Source organism: Rhodovibrio salinarum DSM 9154, assembly GCF_000515255.1.
Taxonomy (GTDB): Bacteria; Pseudomonadota; Alphaproteobacteria; order Kiloniellales; family Rhodovibrionaceae; genus Rhodovibrio; species Rhodovibrio salinarum.
On record NZ_KI911559.1, the window covers coordinates 3,755,176 to 3,772,585 of the forward strand.

Annotated in this window: 17 protein-coding genes and 1 pseudogene; 8 read left to right on the top strand and 10 right to left on the bottom strand. The window is 67.7% G+C overall.

All coding sequences use genetic code 11. The features are described from left to right. Window positions 1–11: 11 nt before the first annotated feature. The 8 genes from RHOSA_RS0117460 to RHOSA_RS0117500 form a co-directional block, all read right to left on the bottom strand. Window positions 12–830: a phage capsid protein gene (locus RHOSA_RS0117460; protein ID WP_027289695.1), complete on the bottom strand. Its 819-nt coding sequence runs from the start codon at window positions 828–830 to the stop codon at window positions 12–14. Between the two features lie 311 nt (window positions 831–1,141). Next, a complete protein-coding gene (locus RHOSA_RS25270; RefSeq protein ID WP_156092804.1) occupies window positions 1,142–1,315 on the bottom strand; it encodes a hypothetical protein in 174 nt (57 codons plus the stop codon). 48 nt (window positions 1,316–1,363) lie between these two features. Continuing rightward, window positions 1,364–1,933: a hypothetical protein gene (locus tag RHOSA_RS0117470; RefSeq protein ID WP_027289696.1), complete on the bottom strand. Its 570-nt coding sequence runs from the start codon at window positions 1,931–1,933 to the stop codon at window positions 1,364–1,366. A 264-nt stretch (window positions 1,934–2,197) separates the two neighbouring features. After that, window positions 2,198–2,971 (bottom strand): capsid assembly protein, encoded by a 774-nt coding sequence (locus RHOSA_RS0117475; RefSeq protein WP_037256592.1) that lies wholly within the window; start codon window positions 2,969–2,971, stop codon window positions 2,198–2,200. A 51-nt stretch (window positions 2,972–3,022) separates the two neighbouring features. Continuing rightward, window positions 3,023–3,286: a Bbp19 family protein gene (locus RHOSA_RS23305; protein ID WP_156092806.1), complete on the bottom strand. Its 264-nt coding sequence runs from the start codon at window positions 3,284–3,286 to the stop codon at window positions 3,023–3,025. Then, on the bottom strand, window positions 3,279–4,835 hold the full coding sequence (locus RHOSA_RS23310) for a portal protein (protein WP_051432274.1): 1,557 nt from the start codon (window positions 4,833–4,835) through the stop codon (window positions 3,279–3,281). The genes RHOSA_RS23305 and RHOSA_RS23310 overlap by 8 nt, the downstream gene beginning before the upstream one ends. 455 nt (window positions 4,836–5,290) lie before the next feature. Then, complete coding sequence (locus RHOSA_RS23315; RefSeq protein WP_081728806.1) at window positions 5,291–5,749, bottom strand: hypothetical protein; 459 nt, start codon at window positions 5,747–5,749, stop codon at window positions 5,291–5,293. After that, entirely contained in the window at window positions 5,746–6,111 is a 366-nt protein-coding gene (locus RHOSA_RS0117500; protein ID WP_027289698.1) for a hypothetical protein, read from the bottom strand. The genes RHOSA_RS23315 and RHOSA_RS0117500 overlap by 4 nt, the downstream gene beginning before the upstream one ends. 142 nt (window positions 6,112–6,253) lie before the next feature. Here RHOSA_RS0117500 and RHOSA_RS0117505 point away from each other — a divergent pair, with 142 nt between their 5' ends. Continuing rightward, window positions 6,254–6,886 carry a S24 family peptidase gene (locus tag RHOSA_RS0117505; RefSeq protein WP_027289699.1) on the top strand — a complete coding sequence of 211 codons (633 nt, stop codon included), beginning with the start codon at window positions 6,254–6,256 and terminating at the stop codon, window positions 6,884–6,886. Between the two features lie 35 nt (window positions 6,887–6,921). Here RHOSA_RS0117505 and RHOSA_RS0117510 read toward each other — a convergent pair whose 3' ends face one another. After that, window positions 6,922–8,556, bottom strand: coding sequence for a lysine--tRNA ligase (locus tag RHOSA_RS0117510; RefSeq protein ID WP_081728959.1), 1,635 nt, complete (start codon window positions 8,554–8,556; stop codon window positions 6,922–6,924). A 173-nt stretch (window positions 8,557–8,729) separates the two neighbouring features. On the opposite strand from RHOSA_RS0117510, the pseudogene RHOSA_RS23320 reads away from it, so the two are divergent. Then, window positions 8,730–9,201 (top strand): annotated as a pseudogene (locus RHOSA_RS23320) (ISAs1 family transposase); the annotation flags it as partial. Window positions 9,202–9,315: 114 nt separating this feature from the next. Next, window positions 9,316–10,077, top strand: a complete 762-nt coding sequence (locus RHOSA_RS23325; RefSeq protein WP_051432276.1) for an ISAs1 family transposase — start codon at window positions 9,316–9,318, stop codon at window positions 10,075–10,077. Between the two features lie 34 nt (window positions 10,078–10,111). Here RHOSA_RS23325 and RHOSA_RS23330 read toward each other — a convergent pair whose 3' ends face one another. Then, on the bottom strand, window positions 10,112–10,951 hold the full coding sequence (locus RHOSA_RS23330; RefSeq protein ID WP_051432277.1) for an IS4 family transposase: 840 nt from the start codon (window positions 10,949–10,951) through the stop codon (window positions 10,112–10,114). 199 nt (window positions 10,952–11,150) lie between these two features. Between RHOSA_RS23330 and RHOSA_RS0117525 the strand changes: the two genes are divergently transcribed. The 5 genes from RHOSA_RS0117525 to spt all read left to right on the top strand — a co-directional run bounded on the left by RHOSA_RS0117525 (window position 11,151) and on the right by spt (window position 17,390). Next, window positions 11,151–12,656, top strand: a complete 1,506-nt coding sequence (locus RHOSA_RS0117525; RefSeq protein WP_027289701.1) for an OmpH family outer membrane protein — start codon at window positions 11,151–11,153, stop codon at window positions 12,654–12,656. 414 nt (window positions 12,657–13,070) lie between these two features. After that, window positions 13,071–14,876: a fatty acyl-AMP ligase gene (locus tag RHOSA_RS0117530; protein WP_215905020.1), complete on the top strand. Its 1,806-nt coding sequence runs from the start codon at window positions 13,071–13,073 to the stop codon at window positions 14,874–14,876. 66 nt (window positions 14,877–14,942) lie between these two features. After that, a complete protein-coding gene (locus tag RHOSA_RS23335) occupies window positions 14,943–15,857 on the top strand; it encodes an NAD-dependent epimerase/dehydratase family protein (protein ID WP_037258979.1) in 915 nt (304 codons plus the stop codon). Between the two features lie 37 nt (window positions 15,858–15,894). Then, entirely contained in the window at window positions 15,895–16,185 is a 291-nt protein-coding gene (locus RHOSA_RS0117540) for an acyl carrier protein (RefSeq protein ID WP_051432278.1), read from the top strand. After that, the gene (gene spt / locus RHOSA_RS23340; protein ID WP_037256595.1) at window positions 16,182–17,390 is read left to right on the top strand and encodes a serine palmitoyltransferase; all 1,209 of its coding nucleotides are present in this window, start codon (window positions 16,182–16,184) and stop codon (window positions 17,388–17,390) included. The genes RHOSA_RS0117540 and spt overlap by 4 nt, the downstream gene beginning before the upstream one ends. Window positions 17,391–17,410 lie beyond the last annotated feature (20 nt).

Here is a 17,410-nt window from a genome sequence, read left to right on the forward strand (position 1 = left end):
ACCGGGTCTCCCTAGGCTTCCAGGCAGCGCATGGTGACGACGCCCTCGGCGTCGATCAGGCAGGCGCCCTGGCTCATCATGTTGTTGACGAAGTGTGCCGCGCGGTCGCCGTGCCAGGAGATGTCGCTGGTCACGTCCGCGCCGGAGGCGTGGCCAACCGCGGTCTTGTGGTACCAGTGGCACAGCCGCACACCGCCCGCCGCGCTCAGCCCGGAATGCGGGATCCACAGCGTGCCCAGCCAACGCTTGGCCTGCGTGCCCTTCCAGGGCAACTCGTCCGCGCCGACGTAATCGGCGTTGGCGAACTCCTGGATATCCAGCAGCTCCGACCACTGCTTCCAGCCGATCACGGCGAAGCGCTCGCCGTCGTCCGGCACGTCCGCGCCGCCCAGCATCTCGAAAGCGGTCAGGATCTTGGCCTTGGTCAGGCCGTCGCTGTCGCCGCCGGCAACGTTGGCGGACGCGTCGAGCCCAGCGATGATCAGCTCGTCCGTCTTGCGACCAAGCGCATAGGCGCCGGCGTTGGCGACCACCATGCGCTCGTCGATGTTGACCTTCAGCTCGTCCAGCTTGTCGACCCAATCGCCGGCGTAATAATCGGCGAGCTGGCAGTCGACCGGCGTGTGGTCGAGCGACATCACCGGCACCTTGCCGTGCCGGGCCTTGGTCGAGGCGGCGCCCTTGCCGACCTTCTGGAAGGTCGTGGTGGCGCCCTTGATGTTGGACTTGGAGCGCACCGTCTGGCGCAGCTTCGAACCCTGACGCTGGTAGGCCGTGTGCACCTCGCTCTGGAAGTGCTTGATGAAGGCCTGATCGACCTGTTGGGACATGGTCTGTCGGTCTCTCTATGCGGTTGTCGGGTGGGGTCGACACACGCAAAACGGTTGTCGCCGGATTGGCGGCCGGTCGCGCGGGCGCACAGCACCGGCCCGCGAGCGCAAAAGCGGCGCGGGTTGTCGGCAAGCGTGCGGGAAACTGGTCATGCAGCGCGGGCAGAAGCCGGCGCTTGGATAAAACAGATGACAGACAGCAAAACGCCCAGGAGCTTTAGGCTCCTGGGCGTTTCAGAACGGCGATTGTGACCGATGCCGAACCACGGTTGTTCAGCCGGTCAGACATGCAGATTGTACCCCGGGTGTGTCTACTCCGCCGCCGCGATCCGCGCAGGCACCTGGAGATCGCGACGCAACTCCTCCTCGACCTCCGAAGCCAGACGCATCTGCTTCTGCGACACGGAGGCGTACGTTCCGCGGCCGTTGCGATAGGTATCGCCGGCGCGGTCACTCAGTTGCTCAAGAATTTCGCGGCTGTACATCGTTCAGCCCTTTCTCGGCTCTGCAAGCCGTCAAACTAGACACCTAGGCTACGTACGTACGGAACTGAGTGCAATCTTTTCGCGCACGAACACCCAGCGGCTGCGGCCCTGGTCGTCTACGTAGCTATCGTGCAGACGATATCCAATCCCGCACACGACATCCGATATCCTTCTATATTTCGTTAGCGCTCTTTCAGGCAGATGAACATCGAACGTCGACATCGTGATCGCATCCGCGTTCGCCGTACGAACCAATTGGCGCGTTGCCTTCAGAATCAGCGACAAAACCACGGGACGATCGTCTTCCGAGATAATCCGGTTCGCCGTTTCGCGATCAAACGCAGGTGCGCTGACGATGAAGTCGTTATCCACCTCCTTCTCGACCAGGCCGAACCGCAGATCGTAAAGACTTTGCACATCGGGATCGCCACCAGGCAGTTCGTGCGTCATGTCGATCAAACTGACCGACATCAGGTGAAGTTTACCGACCTTCGGCGTTCCCTCCGGCCCCTCGCCCCATTCGGCAGCCACGACGAACTCCTGGACGATATCGCCCATCGCCTCATAGATGATGTCCTTTTCCGAAAAGTCGGTTTGGATGTGAGGCTTCAAGAACACGCCGACCTCCAGGATGACCCGGTTAGCGAGTTCTAGATAAGCGCATTACACCTATCAAGTGACGGCGGAAGGCTGCGCGGACGCGTGGCGCCGACCCGCATGGCGCACCGGGCCGGGGAGGGAAACCCGGGGCGCGCGGCCGACACCTTCGGGCAGCCAGCGGCCTTCCGCCGTCCACGGCCGCGCTCGAGCGGTTCCCGTCAGGAATACGAGATCCGCGAGGCGCCGGCCGCTATCCCGGTGCAAACGGCGACGGTCCAGCGGCTATCCGCCGGGCTGTCCGGAGAACAGGCGCTGGAAGCCGGCCTGCACCTTGGCGACCGTGGCGGGATCACGCTGGCGCCAGTACTTCGGATCGGCCATCAGACGCTTCAGGTCGTCCTCGCTCAGCTCGGGGGCGGCGTCGCCGCCGGCGCCAAGGCCCGGTTCGCCGTTGGCCATCATGCGGTGCATCGCCAGGACGCCCTCGTAGGTGGTCGACAGCGCCTCGAACACTTCGCCCGGCAGGTTCTTGCGGCCCCAGGCGCCGAGCGCGCCGGCGACCTCGCGCCACTTCTCCGGCCCACCGAACTGCGCCACCAGGCGCTCCAGCTGACGCTCCGCCTCGAACTCGCCGGCCAGCTCCTGGATCGCCGGCAACATCCGCTCGGCCGCGAGGTCGTAAACCAGCTGTGCCTGCTCGGGCGTGAAGCCGGCGGCGTGGAGCTGGGCGTTGACCTCCGGATCGGGCTGGATCATCGGGTGCGGCGGCTCGACCGGATAGCCCTCCGGCGTGTCCGGCACGCCCACCGCCCGGCGGAAGGTGCCGGCCGTCTCCGGCGGGCTGTCGGCGCGCGGCACCTCGACCATCTGCGCCAGCTTGCGTTCCAGCTCCAGGTAGGAGCGCAGCAACGCCTCCGTGCGCAGGTCGCCGGTCTCGGGATCGCGGAACTTGTCGGGCACCTTCGGGCTGTCGGGGATCCGGCTACGGGCAGCCTTCGGCGGCGTGCGGTCGGACACAGCCGGCGTCGGACCAGCGGCAAGCAGGCTGTCGGTCATGCGGGTCGATCCTTGTGCGAGAGGTGAAAAACATGCGGGACCGCAGCGACCTCAGTCGCCGGCGCGCCCTCGGCGGATCAGGGCGAGCAGGTTGGCGGCCAGGCGGCGCTGGCCTTCCAGGTCGCGCAACGCGGCCTCGCCCACTTCGGGCGCCAGCACGCGTTCGAAGGTGATCCGGCGCAGGTGATCAAGCGCGAGCGCCCCATCAGCCCCGGCGAAGCAGCGAGCGAAGGCGCGCGCGACCGCTTCGCCGTCGGGCCGGTCGCTTTCGGGCGTTGCGCTCACAGGCGCTCTGGGCAGGGCGGCGTCAGACATCCCCGCCCTCCCCTGATTCTCCGTCGGCCGGCGCTTGCGGGCGGATCAGCTCGGCCGGGACGCCCATCGTCTCGCCGATCCAGCGGGCGGCGCCAGCGAGGTCGACGGTCGACAGCCCCGCCTCACCCAATGCCGCCGCCCGCTCGATCCAGCCAACGGTATTGGCAACGTCCTTCTGCGCCTGCAGCTGCGCCAGCGGCGCGCGCAGTTGCAGTTGCACCGTCCGGCCATCCAGGCCGATCTCGTCGATCTCCCCGCGCCGGGACAGGATCGCGAGCGCCCGGGCGACCAGCGGCGTTAGCAATTCCGCCTGCAGCCGGCCATAGGTCGCGCCCAGCACACGGGCGGTCTCCTGGCTGCGTTCCAGCACCTCGGTCGCGGTCATCTGCGCGCTGGCTGGTTGACCGAGCTGGCCGGTCAGGAGCGTCCGGCGGATGCGCTCGCGCAGGTCGGAAAGCACCAGTTCCGAGACATCGAACTGCCCGGGCGCGGCAAGCGGCGTCAGCCCGCTGGAGCCGACCGCCTTGGGGATGATCGTGCCCGGCACCAGCCGCACGGTCGCCGGGTTGAGCACGCCGTCGTCGTCCGCCTGCCAGATGCCGGTCACCGCGATCGACGCGTTCTTCAGCGTCAACTCGACCACCTTGTTGGCCGTGCGGATGTCCGGCAGCGCCCGCATCACGGGCGAGCGGCCGTAGACCTCCCCCGGCGCCTTCATCCAGCGGAAATTGATGAACGGCGAGCGGCCGAACCGCCCTTCCGCCAGCACGCGTGGCCCCGTGCCGCCAGCCGCATCGTCCAGCACGGCGACGTAGTCGTAGGCGCTGCCGTCCGGCAGCACCGCCTCCACGACCGGAAAGCGCTGCGCCGCATCGCCGGACACATCCGCCAACGCGGCTTCGGGCACCTGCGCGCGACCGAACCGGCGGATCAGTTGCGCAGTGGTCAGGTCGCTGCGGCGGAAGGTGACGTCGAGCTGCCCGTCCGGCCCCTCCTCCAGCACCGCCTCGCGCAGCGGCACGGCGCTGAAGCGAAAAGCGCTGGACGCGCCAAGGGCCGCTTCCTCGAACGACAGACACGCAGTGCCCAGCACGACCAGATCGAGGAAGCACTGGTGCATCTCAACCGCGAAGTTGGAGCGGTCGAAATGTCCTTGGAGCACCGCCTCCGCATCCGCCAGGCGCGGCGCGAGACGCGCGGCTTCATCCGCGTCCAGGGCGGTACCGGGCACCAGGCCGATCCAGCGCGACCAGGGCGGTGTCAACTCGGCCAGCAGGCTGGCGGCGAGCTGCTCCGCCGCGTCGCCGGCCGTGGCGTCGAAGATCCGTTCGGCGGCGCGCTGACCGGGGTCCGCCGGCGCGACCGCGCCATCGCGCTGCGGCAGCGTATAGGCAACGCAATCGCGCCAATGGCCGTCCCAGGATGCGCGACGGTCGCGCGCCCGCTGATAACGCGCAAGCAGGGCCGCCGGGTCGTATTTCGGCGCGGGCGGCGAGGCCGGTTCCGGCGACACGGCCGGATCGCGAACGGCCACGGAGGGTGGGGACATACGGCTACTCTCCCAACAGGGTCTTGCGCGTCGGCCGGTCCAGCCGCTCGGTCAGGACGCCGGTGCGCCCGGTCCGGATCAGCCCGACGTTCCGGCGCACCGGGGCGCTGCGATGCGGCGCATTGGCCGGCTCAGGCTCAGGCTGCGGCGGCTCGACCTTAGGCGTCGGGTCGCGCGTTGGAGGGCGGCTGGGTGTTGGTTCAGGTCGTTTCGGCTTCGGCGGCGGCGAAACGGGCCGATGCACTGGCGCCGGGGCTGGCGGCCGCGAGACCGGCGCCGTCGGTGCAGGGGGTGGAGGCGATGGCGGACTGGGGAAGAAGATACCCATGCGGCTCCTCGCGGCTGTCGCGTCCGGCAATCCGGGTGGCCCTATCACGCGCACAAAAAAGCGCCGCCCGCGGGGCATCGCGGACGGCGCTTCGGTTGGGACGCACTTCTGGCGTGTGCAGTTATGTTTATAATCCTATAACGGGAGCCATGTCAAGGACTTTTTTCTCTACTCGTGTCAGGTGCCGGAAAAGCTGCCAGGGCGTGACCACGCACCGGGCGCGGATGCCAAGCGCACGCTTCACCGCCTCGACGCAGGTGAACGGCGCCCAGGGGGCGGCCCGGCGGGCCGGCGCCACCGGGCGCACCGGGACCGGCAGCAGGCCGTGCGCCAGGAACCAGGCGACCGGATCGATCGGTCCGGACACGACGGCGAAGCGGGTGACGTGCGCCATCGGATCGACCAGCAACCAGCCGCCCGACGGCTGCGCCAGGGCCACCAGGCAGTGCCGGAACCCAGGCTTGAGCAGACGCAGCCACCACAGCTCGGCGCCCCCGGAGAAAGCGACCACGGCAACCGCCGGCATTCCAGACTGCGGCGATTCCGCGACCGGCACCGGCTGCGGGCCTGCCAGCGGCGCGCTCACGCCACGATCCCCTTGGCGCGCAAGGCCGGTGTCAACTCGCCCAACGCTTCACCCCACAAGTGGGCGGCGCGCCGCTCGCGCCGGCTGTCCGGGTCGGGCGGCAGCAAACGCCGGCCATAGTCCGCCAGCACGTGCAAATGCTCTGGCAACAGCCGGCGGCGGCGGTACAGCCGGTCGACCACGGCAAGTACGTCCAATGGTTCGCAGGGACGGGCCACCAGCCCCGCCCGCGCGCCGACCCGGGCCCCGTCGAGTTGCGCCAACCGGCACTGCACGTACCAGAACCAAGCCGTCTCCGCGTCGGCGAACGGCTCACCCAACTGCTCGGTCGCAGGACGCGGAACGAAACGATCTCGGCTCATCTGCACTCTCCCTTAGGTTGCATTCTTGCGCGCATCGCGCTAAGAACATATGCAGAACATACCCGTCCGCGAATCCGTTTCAAATGGTAATTATGCTTATTTTCCTAATGCGCGTCGCAACCCCGTATAAGACAATGTTCCCATGTTGCGACACGGGGACATCTGGCGCGCGATCGACCGCCTGGCCGAGGCGCACGGCCTGTCGGCCAGCGGACTGGCCCGCCGGGCCGGGCTGGATGCGACCACCTTCAACAAGTCCAAACGGATGACCGCGCAGGGCAAGCCGCGCTGGCCCAGCACGGAATCGGTCGCCAAGGTTTTACGCGCCACCAACACCTCGCTGGCGGAGTTCGTGGCCCTGCTGGGCGACGCGGGGGCCCAAGCGCTGGCCCAGCGGATTCCGGTGATCGGCCACGCCCAGGCGGGACAGCAGGGCTTCTTCGACGACGCCGGCTTTCCCGTCGGCACCGGCTGGGACGAGGTCTTGTTCCCGCACGTCGGCGATCCGCACGCCTACGCGCTCGAGGTCAGCGGGGACTCGATGGAACCGGTCTATCGCGACGGCGACCTGATCGTGGTCTCGCCGCAGGCCACCGTGCGCCGCGGCGACCGCGTGGTGGTCAAGACGACCGAGGGCGAGGTGATGGCCAAACAACTGGTCCGCCAGACCGCCAGCCGGATCGAACTCGCCTCCCTCAACGCCAGCCACGAAGACCGCACAGTGCCACTGGAAGAAGTGGCGTTCATGGCCCGGATCGTCTGGGCGAGCCAGTAAATTAGGTTATGAGGCGCACGCTGCGCCGCCCCGCCCTACCCCTGGCTCAGGTCCTCGCCCGCCAGCGCGCGGTCGAGCAGGGTCTTGAACTCACCCAGCCCGTAGAGCGCGATGAAGGAGCCCATGCGTGGGCCCTGCTGCTGGCCGAGCAGGATCTCGTAGAGCGCCTTGAACCAGTCGCGCAGCTTCTCGAAGCCGTGCGCCTTGCCGGACTCGTAGACCTCCGTCTGGATCGCCTCGGCCTCGGCGTCCGCCGGCAGCGCGTCCAGGCGCTGGCGCAGGTCCTCTAGCGCCGCGCGCTCGGCGTCGGTGGGCGCGCGGTAGCGCTTATGGGGCTTCACGAAGTCCTGGTAGTAGCGGATCGCGTGATCGACCAGCTTGTCCAGGATCGGGGTCGCCTGCGGTCCCGCATCGGGCACGTAGCGGGTGATGAAGCCCCAGAGGACGGTGCGGTCATCGGTGTTGGTCGCGCTCGCCAGGTTGAGCAGGATCGAGAACGACAGGCCGCTCTCGCTCGCCGGCGGGTTGCCGCCGTGGACGTGCCAGACCGGGTTCTCCAGCCGCTCCTGCGCCGACTGCGCGTCGAACTTGCGCAGGAAGGTCAGGTACTCGTCGACCGCCTTGGGAATGACGTCGAAGTAGAGCTTCTTCGCCGAGCCCGGCTTCTGGAACATGTACAGGCCGAGGCTGTCCGACGGCGCATAGGTCAGCCACTCGTCGACGCTGAGCCCGTTGCCCTTGGACTTGGAGATCTTCTCGCCGTTGTCGTCCAGGAACAGCTCGTAGTGGAAGCCCTCCGGCGGCCGGCCGCCCCAGAGCTTGACCAGCTGACCGCCGATCTTGGCGCTGTCGATCAGATCCTTGCCCGACATCTCGTAGTCGACGTCGAGCGCGAACCAGCGCATCGCCCAGTCGGGCTTCCACTGCAGCTTCGCGTGTCCACCGGTGACCGGCTGGGTGATCCGTTCGCCGTCCTCGTCCGCGAAGGTGATCGTCCCGGCCTCCGGGTCCCGGTCCAGCAGCGGCACCTGCAACACCTTACCGCTCTTGGGGCTGACCGGCAGGAACGGGCTGTAGGTCTGCTGGCGCTCCTTGCCCAGGGTGGGCAGCATCACCGCCATGACCTCGTCGTAGTGGCGCAGCACGGTGAGCAACGCCTGGTCGAACCGGCCACTGGTGTAGCAGTCGGTCGCCGAGACGAACTCGTAGTCGAAGCCGAAGAAGTCGAGGAAACCCTGCAGACGGGCGTTGTTGTGGTGGCCGAAGCTTTCGTGCGTACCGAAAGGGTCGGGAATCCGGGTCAGCGGCTTGCCCAGGTGTTCGCGCACCGCGTCCTGGTTGGGGATGTTGTCCGGGACCTTGCGCAGCCCGTCCATATCGTCGGAAAAGCAGACCAGACGGGTGGGCACGTCGCTCATCGCCTGGAAGGCGCGGCGGACCATGGTGGTGCGCGCCACCTCCCCGAACGTGCCGATGTGCGGCAGGCCGGAAGGACCATAGCCGGTCTCGAACAGCACATGCCCTTTCTCGGGCGTTTTGTGCCCGATCCGCTCCAGCACCTTGCGCGCCTCGGCGAACGGCCAGGCCTTGGCGTTCAGGGCCAGCGCGCGCAGCTCCTCGCGGGAGATGTCATCGCGGCGGTGCAGGGGATCGGCAATCGTCTCGGACACGTCGTTCACTTCCGGGGCTGTTCGGGGATCACCGCGGGCCGCACCCGCGTGCGCGCGGAGGCTAGGCATCGGGGGATGCGGCGTCAATGTGAGGGGTCGTCCCCAGCAGGGGAATCGCATTAGGCCGAGGCCGGCCGGTTCTGGGGTAGCGTAGGCGGGTTTTGACGATTCGAATGTCGGGGACACGAATCCAGAGGAGGTCCCCGTTGTCCTGGTTCGAGTTGACCTTCGCCGAGCTGCCAGATCCGCGGACCGGCAATGCCACGCAGCATGATTTGATGGAGGTGCTGACGATCGCGCTCACGGCGTCGATCGCCGGTGCGCAAAACTGTACCGAGTTCGCGGCTTTCGGTGTCGATCGCAAAGACCTGTTCGACGAGTTCCTGGATCTGAACAACGGCATCCCCAGTCACGACACCTTCTCCCGGGTGTTTCGGCTGTTGGACCCCGAGGCTTTCGCCGAGTGTTTCGGCCGGTTCCTGGAGGAGATGAACCAGGACAGCCGCGGGATCATGGCGATCGATGGCAAGACCCTGCGCCGGTCGTTCGACGCGGCGGCCAACCGGTCGCCACTCGAGGCGGTGACCGCGTTCTCCGCGGAGGGAGGCGTCGTCCTGGGCCAGAAAGGTTTCCGGTCGGGCGACGGCGATAGCGAGATCACGGCGGAGGTGCGAGTGTTTCGGCCGGAGTTGGGCGAGAGACGGCGCGCTGGGCGTGGTTCGACGCGGCGGTGGCGCGACGCGGTCGCTACCGGAGCGGGTGAGCCGGGCGTTCGTCCGGAGGTGGGCAGGTGGGCGCTTCGTCCTGGGCCAGAAAGGTTTCCGGTCGGGCGACGGCGATAGCGAGATCACGGCCGCGCGGGCGCTTCTGGCGTGCCTGGATCTGCGCGGGGTTCTGGTCACCGCGGATGCGATCCACTGCCAGGACGAGACCGTCCGGACGGTGCTGGAGCAGGGCGGCGACTATCTCCTGGCGTTGAAGGACAATCGCCCCGCGTTGCACAGCGAGGTGGCGAAGCTCTTTGAAGCTGCCGAAGGCCACGGCATCGAACCGCTGGTGACGACCGACAAGGGCCACGGGCGGATCGAGGTCCGGCGACACTATGTCAGCCATGATCTCAGCTGGCTCAACGGACCCAAAACCGCCGCAGGGCTGCCAGAGCTACCGCCTGGGCTGGGCTGCCTCGCGATGGTGGAGGCCGAGGTGACACGCAACGGCCAGACCACCATAACGCGGCGCTACTACCTTGGGTCCGCAAAGATGACCGCCCAACGCTTCGCCGAGGCCGTGCGCGGTCATTGGCGGATTGAGAACAGCCTACATTGGGTCCTCGACGAAACCTTCGATGAGGACAGAGCCCGCAACCGGGCCGACAACGCCCCCGAGAACCTCGCTGTGTTGCGCAAGCTGGCCCTCAACTTGCTACGCAACGCGCGACGGGATCTCTCCATCAGCCTGAAACGCAAGCGGGTCGGCTGGTCCAACCAGATCGCCTACGACATCCTCGGCCAAATGCGATAGCCCTGCTTGTCACCCCTTTGAGTCTTGAGAGTCGTCATGTCTGGTCGATATCCGTGGTCCAGCGCCGAGAGTACAGATTCTTGATCTCGGCGGCCTTGGCCTCGGCCTTGCTGGTCACCAGGCACCACGGTTCCTTCATCCCCCTCGCGTGGACGCAGACCACGGCGGGCACCGGCTTGCGAGCCCGGGTGATGCGGGCGTTCGACAGCTTTCGGGCGCGCCCCTGCTTGCCGACCCACTGGGCGCTCTTGCGCGTCTCGCCGTTGGCCGCCTCGACCGTGATGTTGCCGCGGATGCGGATGACATACTCGAAGCCCAGCTCGTCCAGGAAGCCCATGAGCTTGCGGTCGCCGAAGCCGCGATCCGCCAGGACGGTGACCGCCACGTCGGGTGGCAGCACCTCCCAAAGTCGGCGCAAGACGGCATCCTCGTAATCACTCTGGGCGTTTTCGAGCTCGTCCTTCCAGACGGTCAGCCAGATCAGTGGTGTGGACCGGCCGTGGCTGGTGACCAAGCTCGCCACCAGGGTCGCCTGGTCGTCCGCATCGAACTCGGTCCAGTCGATCACCACGGCGATGTCCTGGGCGTTGCCGACCACCTCGGGCACCCAGTCGGCGAACATCTCCCAGACATCGATGGCGGAATTGCTCAGCAGGCGGTCCACCTGCTTGATGGCGTGCTTGGTCGTCAGCTCGCGGGCCTGCGCCAGGGCCTGTCCGATCGTGCAGACCGCCAGCGACGCGCTCTTAATAACGCCCAGCGTCGCCGCGCTGAGGGACTCGATCCGCTTGACGTGGACGTTCTCCCCGAAGACCGAGCCGAGATAGGTGGTCAGCTCCTGGTGACGATCGTCGGTGGGCAATGCGTCGAGCAACACTCCCCTCCGTGCGTAACCGGGAAAGACTCCGCCCGGTTACGACACCGCCCCCGACGCGCTCAAGTCCGCAAAATGCGGGGAGTCCTGAGGTCCGGGACATGATCGACGTGATGACGTCCCTGGCCGCCTGTCTGTAAGGACGTCGATCGGCTCGGCATCGGGCCAAGCGTGCGGTTAAGGCGATGGACGGTGCGGCATGACCCGGACGTTCTGCACGGTCATCCGCGATACGGACGACGAGGCGGTGCTCGGGCCGTGGGCGCGGCACATGGCGTCTCTCCGGCATTGGGCGTTCAAGCAGCAGTATGTGCGCGGTCGGCCGGTCAAGGACGTCAAACGCGATGGCATCGCCCGGTTCGGCGTTTCCGCCCGGCAGTTCAACGGCATCCGGTTCGATCTCGACCAGGCGGTGAACTCCTGGCGGGGGCAGATCGATCACCGGGTGAAAGACCTTGCGGATCAGCTCAAACACGCCGGAAAAGCCGTAACCCGGCTCGAGCGTAAGCTTCAGGACGAGCGGCGAAAGACAGACCCGTCCCGTCGCAAAATCCGCAACGTCCAGTTCGGCTTGCACCAGAAGAAGCGTCGGCAAGCGACCTTGCAGGCCCGTCTCGACGCGGCCCGGGCCGAAGCGCGTCGATCCGTCCCGAAGATCTGCTTTGGCGGCCGTGGGAAACTGCGCCGGGGCGAGATCGGTGAATGGCGTGAGCGACGTACCCGCATGATCACGCTGGTCGGCTCGAAGGATGAGGCGGCCGGCAACCAGACGGTGGAGACCCTCACGGTCCGTCTCCCGGATGCGCTGGGCGGCGGCTTCAAGACGTTGCACGGCGTGCAGTTCCGTTACGGTCAGGCGGAGATGCGCGCCGCCCTGGACCTGGGCGCGGGTATCACGTGGCGTTTTTATCGCCGGGACGACGGCGCCTGGCAGGCCAACGCGACCATCGAGGAACCGGCGCCGGCCGTCACCGCCACGACCCGCGCCGGCACGATAGGGCTGGATCTGAACGTGGAGCACGTGGCGGTGATGGTGGTGGACCGGTACGGCAATGCGGTCGAGCGCTGGTCCGAGCCGTTCCCCACGGCCGGTACGGACACGAACGAAGCCGCGGCGATGATCGGCGATGCGGTGAAGCGGATCGTCGACGCGGCGTGGGCCCGCGGCATGGCTGTGGCGTGCGAGAACCTGGACTTCCAGCAGAAAAAGGCGGGTCTGCACAACGTCTCGAAGCATCATGCCCGGCGCCTGAGCGGGTTCGAGTACACGCAGTTCCACGCCAGGCTGGCCGCCCGCTGGGGGCGCTGCGGGGTGGAGCTTCACGCGGTGAACCCAGCGTACTCATCGCTCATCGGCGAGAAGAAATACGCCCGGGGCTTGAACCTGACGCGCCATCACGCGGCGGCGCTCGTTCTGGCCCGCCGGGCGATGGGATACGGCGAGCGTCTCGTCTGCATGCGCCGTGACGCCCTCGTCTCAGCCGCGCAGCATGAGGCGAGGCACGTATGGCCCCGATGGCGGGGCGCTCGCCCGAGGCGTTCGCGGGAGACGCACCGTCCCACCGCGACGTCGGCGCCCGGACGCACCCGGACCGGGGCGGCTCGCCGGAGCCGGGCCTGCGCGGTGGCCTCGCCACCGGCTGTGTCCACCCGCTCCGACCGGACGTCAGCCGGGGCTGCTGTTCCCCCGGCGAACCCTGTCTGATACGTCAGATACGGGATTCAGGAACGGTTAACCGCGCAGTCTTCTATCTGATTCGCCCGTCACCGTTCGTTCAGCGCGCCCGGCGCAATCAAAGGCGGTTTTCCCGCCGATGCCGAACGTTGCCCGGAGCGGTGATGTTCACGATCGCGCGAAGCACACGGTCGGGGCTTGGGAAAAAGTGAAGGATTTGTGATACAGACTGTTCGCGGAGGGGACCCGAATGAGACGACACGCTGCGCCGCTATGGCTTAGCCGTCGAAAATGACAAGCTCCGCCCCGCGGACGGCCTCAGGTGAAAAGGGGGATAGCCGCGCCGTACACCTGCCCGAAGCGTCCGGTCGGCGCGGCTCACGCGCCGGCGGACACGCTGAACACCAGCTGAGAGCGATGAGGCAACCACAAGAGAGCCATGCCGTGGCTAATAAGCCTATGCCTGCCACCCCCGCCTCGGGGGCGCCAGAGGTAACACCCACCAGCGACCCGTCCCTGGCATACCGCCCTGCCGATTTCGCCAACCTGACCGACGCCCTGGACTACGCAGCCCGGGGTGAGACCGGGCTCAATTTCTACGACCGCCGGGGCCGAGTGGCGACCGTTGTGAGCTACGCCGCGTTGCGGCGGCGCGCACTTGAGGTGGCGCGCGGGCTCCTTGCCCAGGGGCTGGAGCGCGGCGAGCGCGTCGCGCTGGTTGCGGAGATGGCCCCAGCGTTCGCCGTCGGGTTTTTCGCCTGTCAATACGCGGGCCTTCACGCGGTGCCTGTGCCCGCGCAGGCCGGCCTGGGCAACTCGGCGGGTTACGTCGACGGTTTGCGGCGCATCCTTGTTAGTGCGCGCGCCCGGATCGCACTGGGCGGAGAGAGGGACCTCGAACCGCTTAAGGCGGCGGTGGCCGGACTGCAGGTCGGCCGTGTAACCACCGTCGCAGCGCTACTGGACGAGGCCGGTTCGGGGCCTGGGGAAGGCGCGCTGCAGCCGCTCGGCCCGGCGGAGATCAGCCACGTCCAGTACTCCTCGGGCAGCACGCGCGATCCCGTCGGCATACAGATCGATCAGCACGGGTTGATGGCGAACGCCGCACGCGCGGTGCGCGACGGGCTGGCCATCGGCGCCGACGACCGTGCGGTGTCCTGGTTGCCGTTTTACCATGATATGGGCCTCATCGGCTTTCTGGCGATGCCGGTAACCTGTCAGATGTCAGTGGATTATCTGGCGCCGGAGGCGTTCGCCCTGCGGCCCACGTTGTGGCTGGAGCTGATCTCGGCGAACCGCGGCACAGTGGCGTTCAGCCCGACCTTCGGCTACGAGCTCTGCACCCGCCGCGCGCCCGGGCTGAAAGAGCTAGATCTCAGCAGCTGGCGAATCGCGGGGGTTGGTGGCGAGCGCGTGCGCCCGGAAACGCTGGAGGCCTTCGCCGCGACCTTCGCGCCGGCCGGCTTCCACGCGACGGCCTTCACGCCGTCCTACGGGCTGGCGGAAGCGACGCTTGCCGTAAGCTTCCACGCCACGAGGCACGCCCCGGTGGTCGACACGGTGGATGCCACGGCGCTGATGCGGGACGGTGAAGCCCGGCCGGTGTCGGCTGGCGACACCGCGCAGGCATGCCGTTTCGTTGCGTGTGGCCGGCCGCTGACCGACCATCAGGTCCAGATTCGGGACAGCGCCGGGCGCCGTCTTGCCGAGCGCGCGGTGGGCCGGATCTTCGTCGCTGGCCCCAGCCTGATGCGGGGCTACGTCGACAACGATGCGAACAGTGTCGGCGCGCCGCAGCCTGATGGGTGGCCGGACGGCTGGCTGGACACGGGCGATCTCGGCTACCTTGCCGACGGTGCCCTCTACGTCACCGGCCGCCGGAAGGATCTGATCATCGTCAACGGCCGCAACATCCCACCGCAGGACCTGGAGTGGGTTGCTGAACAGGCGGTCGATAGGTTGTCCGACCGCGACACCGCCGCCTTCTCGGTGCTTGATTCGGCGGGGCGGGAAACACCGGTCTTGCTTGCGCAGATTCGCGCACGGGACCCGCAGGTCCGCAAGCGCCTGCGCGAGCGCATCCAGGCCGCGCTGTTCCAGAGCTTAGCTATCACCTGCCGTGTCATACTTGTCCCGCCGCGTAGCTTGCCGTTCACAAGCTCGGGTAAGCTCAGTCGGACCAAGGCGCGCGAGTTGTACCTTTCCGGCAGCTTGGGCAATGCCGGCCCGGCGGCAACAGCTGGCGAGTGAGTGGTGGCACCGTCTGCCGACACCACCGCCGGACCGGGGACTTCCGCCCGGGCGACGCGGGTCGCGGTGACCGGGGCGGGCGGATTTCTCGGGCGGCGCGTCGTCGCCCAGCTGGCTAGGACGGGGTATTCCGTCCGCGCGCTCTACCACAGGCGCGGGCCTGACGGCACTGCGGACGTGGAGCCCGTTCGCGGCAGCCTGGCGGATGCGGAGGCCCTGGACCGACTCGTCGCGGGCTGCGATGCGGTGATCCACTTGGCCGGTCTAGTCGCCGCTGACCGGCCGGGCCGGTTCGACGCGGTCAACCACGCCGGAACCGTCCGGCTGGCCGAGCGCGCGGCCGCCGCACGGGTTGGCCGCTTCCTTTTCGTCTCCAGTCTTGCGGCGCGGCATCCGGCGTTGTCGCCCTACGCGGCAAGCAAGCGCGCCGGAGAGCGGGCGTTGACCGGGCGCATGGATCTGCCGGTCGACGTGCTCCGGCCGCCGGCGGTGTACGGGCCGGGAGACCCGCAGATCCTTATGTTCCTGCGGTTGCTCCGGCTGCGGATCGCCCCGCTTCCCGGTCCGCCCACGGCCCGGGTCTGTCTCATCCACGCCGACGACGCGGCCTCAGCCATCGCCGCCTGGCTCGCGGGCCCGGGCGCGTCCGGGGCGATTTACGAGATCGCCGATGACCGGCCTGACGGCTACAGCTGGCGCGAGCTGATGGAGATAGCCGCATGTGCCTGTGGCGTGCGGCCGTGGTATTTGCGTCTCGGGCGGCCAGCCCTTATCCCGTTGGGGGCACTAGGCGAGGGGGTGGCGCGTCTCACCGGGCGGGCCGCGCCGTTATCGCGCGGCAAGGTGCGCGAGCTGACCCATCCCGATTGGCGGACCGACTGGACGGCCTTTGGCCGGCGAACCGGCTGGGGGCCCACTGTCGAGTTGCGCGCCGGGCTAACCCGGACGGTCGACTGGTACCGGGCGCACGGCTGGCTCTAGGCGAGCCGGCGACCCCGCAACAACTGGAGCCGCAGCCATGACCGAAAATACGGTTGGGACGCCGACCCCGGAGCACCGCGAGATTGTTGAGGCCGTGTGCGCAGAACTGGAAAAACACAACACGACCGGCATTCAACTCCACGAAGATACCGACGTCACCGGCGAACTAGCGATCGACTCGGTCGCCGTGATGGATCTGATGTTCGAATTGGAAGAGCGGTTCGACATCGCGGTGCCATTGAACCAACTGGGGAGTGTACGCACGATCGGGCAGATTGCGGACCTTGTCCGGTCGCAGGCCAAATCCGGGGGGCAGCAAACCGAATGAAAGATCTACTCGCCAAGTTCACCGCCGTCGGGCGCCAGCATGCTGAGCTCTTGGCCCAGGTTGGTAGCGATCCGCTCGGGGTCCGCGTCGATCGCGTGATCGGGCCAACAGAAGCGGAGATTGAGGGCCGTCGCTGCGTGCTCCTGGGCTCCAACAACTACCTGGGGCTGACCTTCGAGCCGACGGCGCTTGAGGGCGCGCACGCCGCCCTCGACGCAGCTGGAACTGGGACCACCGGGTCGCGGGTGGCAAACGGCTCCTACAGTCTGCACCAGGACCTGGAGCGCCAGCTTGCGGCCTTCTTTGGGCGCCGGCACGCGCTGTTGTTCAGCACCGGTTACCAGGCGAATGTCGGCATGCTCTCCGCGATCGCCGGCCGAGACGACACTGTCCTGATCGACTCCGACTGCCACGCCAGCATCTACGACGGCTGCAAACTGAGTGATGCCACGGTCCAGCGCTTCCGCCACAACGACCCGGAGAACCTGGACCGCCGTCTGGCCCGCCTGCAGGCGCCAGGCAACGCGCTGGTGGTGATCGAGGGGATTTACTCAATGCTGGGTGACCGCGCTCCCGTGCGGGAAATCGCCGAGGTCACCCGGCGTCACGGCGCCTATCTTATGGTGGACGAGGCGCATTCCCTGGGCGTGACCGGACCGGGCGCCCGTGGCGTCGCGGCGGAAGCGGGCGTCGCGGACAAGGTCGACTTCATCGTCGGCACCTTTTCCAAGAGTGTGGGCACGATCGGCGGGTTTTGCGCCGCCGACCACGACGCACTGGAAGCGATCCGCCTGTCGGCGCGCGCCTATCTCTTCACCGCATCCCTGCCCCCCGCTGTGGTAGCGTCGGCCAGGTGCACGCTGGAGCGAATGCGTACCGATCCCGGTTTGCGCGACCGGCTGTGGGCCAACGCCGAGATTGTCTACGACGGGCTCGCTCGAATGGGATTTGAGCTCGGGCCGGAGAAGACGCCGGTAATCGCCGTGCGCATGCCGGACACGCAGACCGGCCTCACCACTTGGCGCGACCTGCTGGACGACGGCGTGTACGTAAACCTAGCGCTACCCCCGGCAACCCCGAACGGCAACTGCCTGCTGCGCTGTTCCGTCTGCGCCGCGCACTCAGCCGACCAACTGGACCACGTGCTTGCTGCATTCGCGCGGGTGGCGGACGCGCCCGATTGGCGCGGCACGGCCGCAGAGTAGCGTCTGCGACGGGCGCCGCC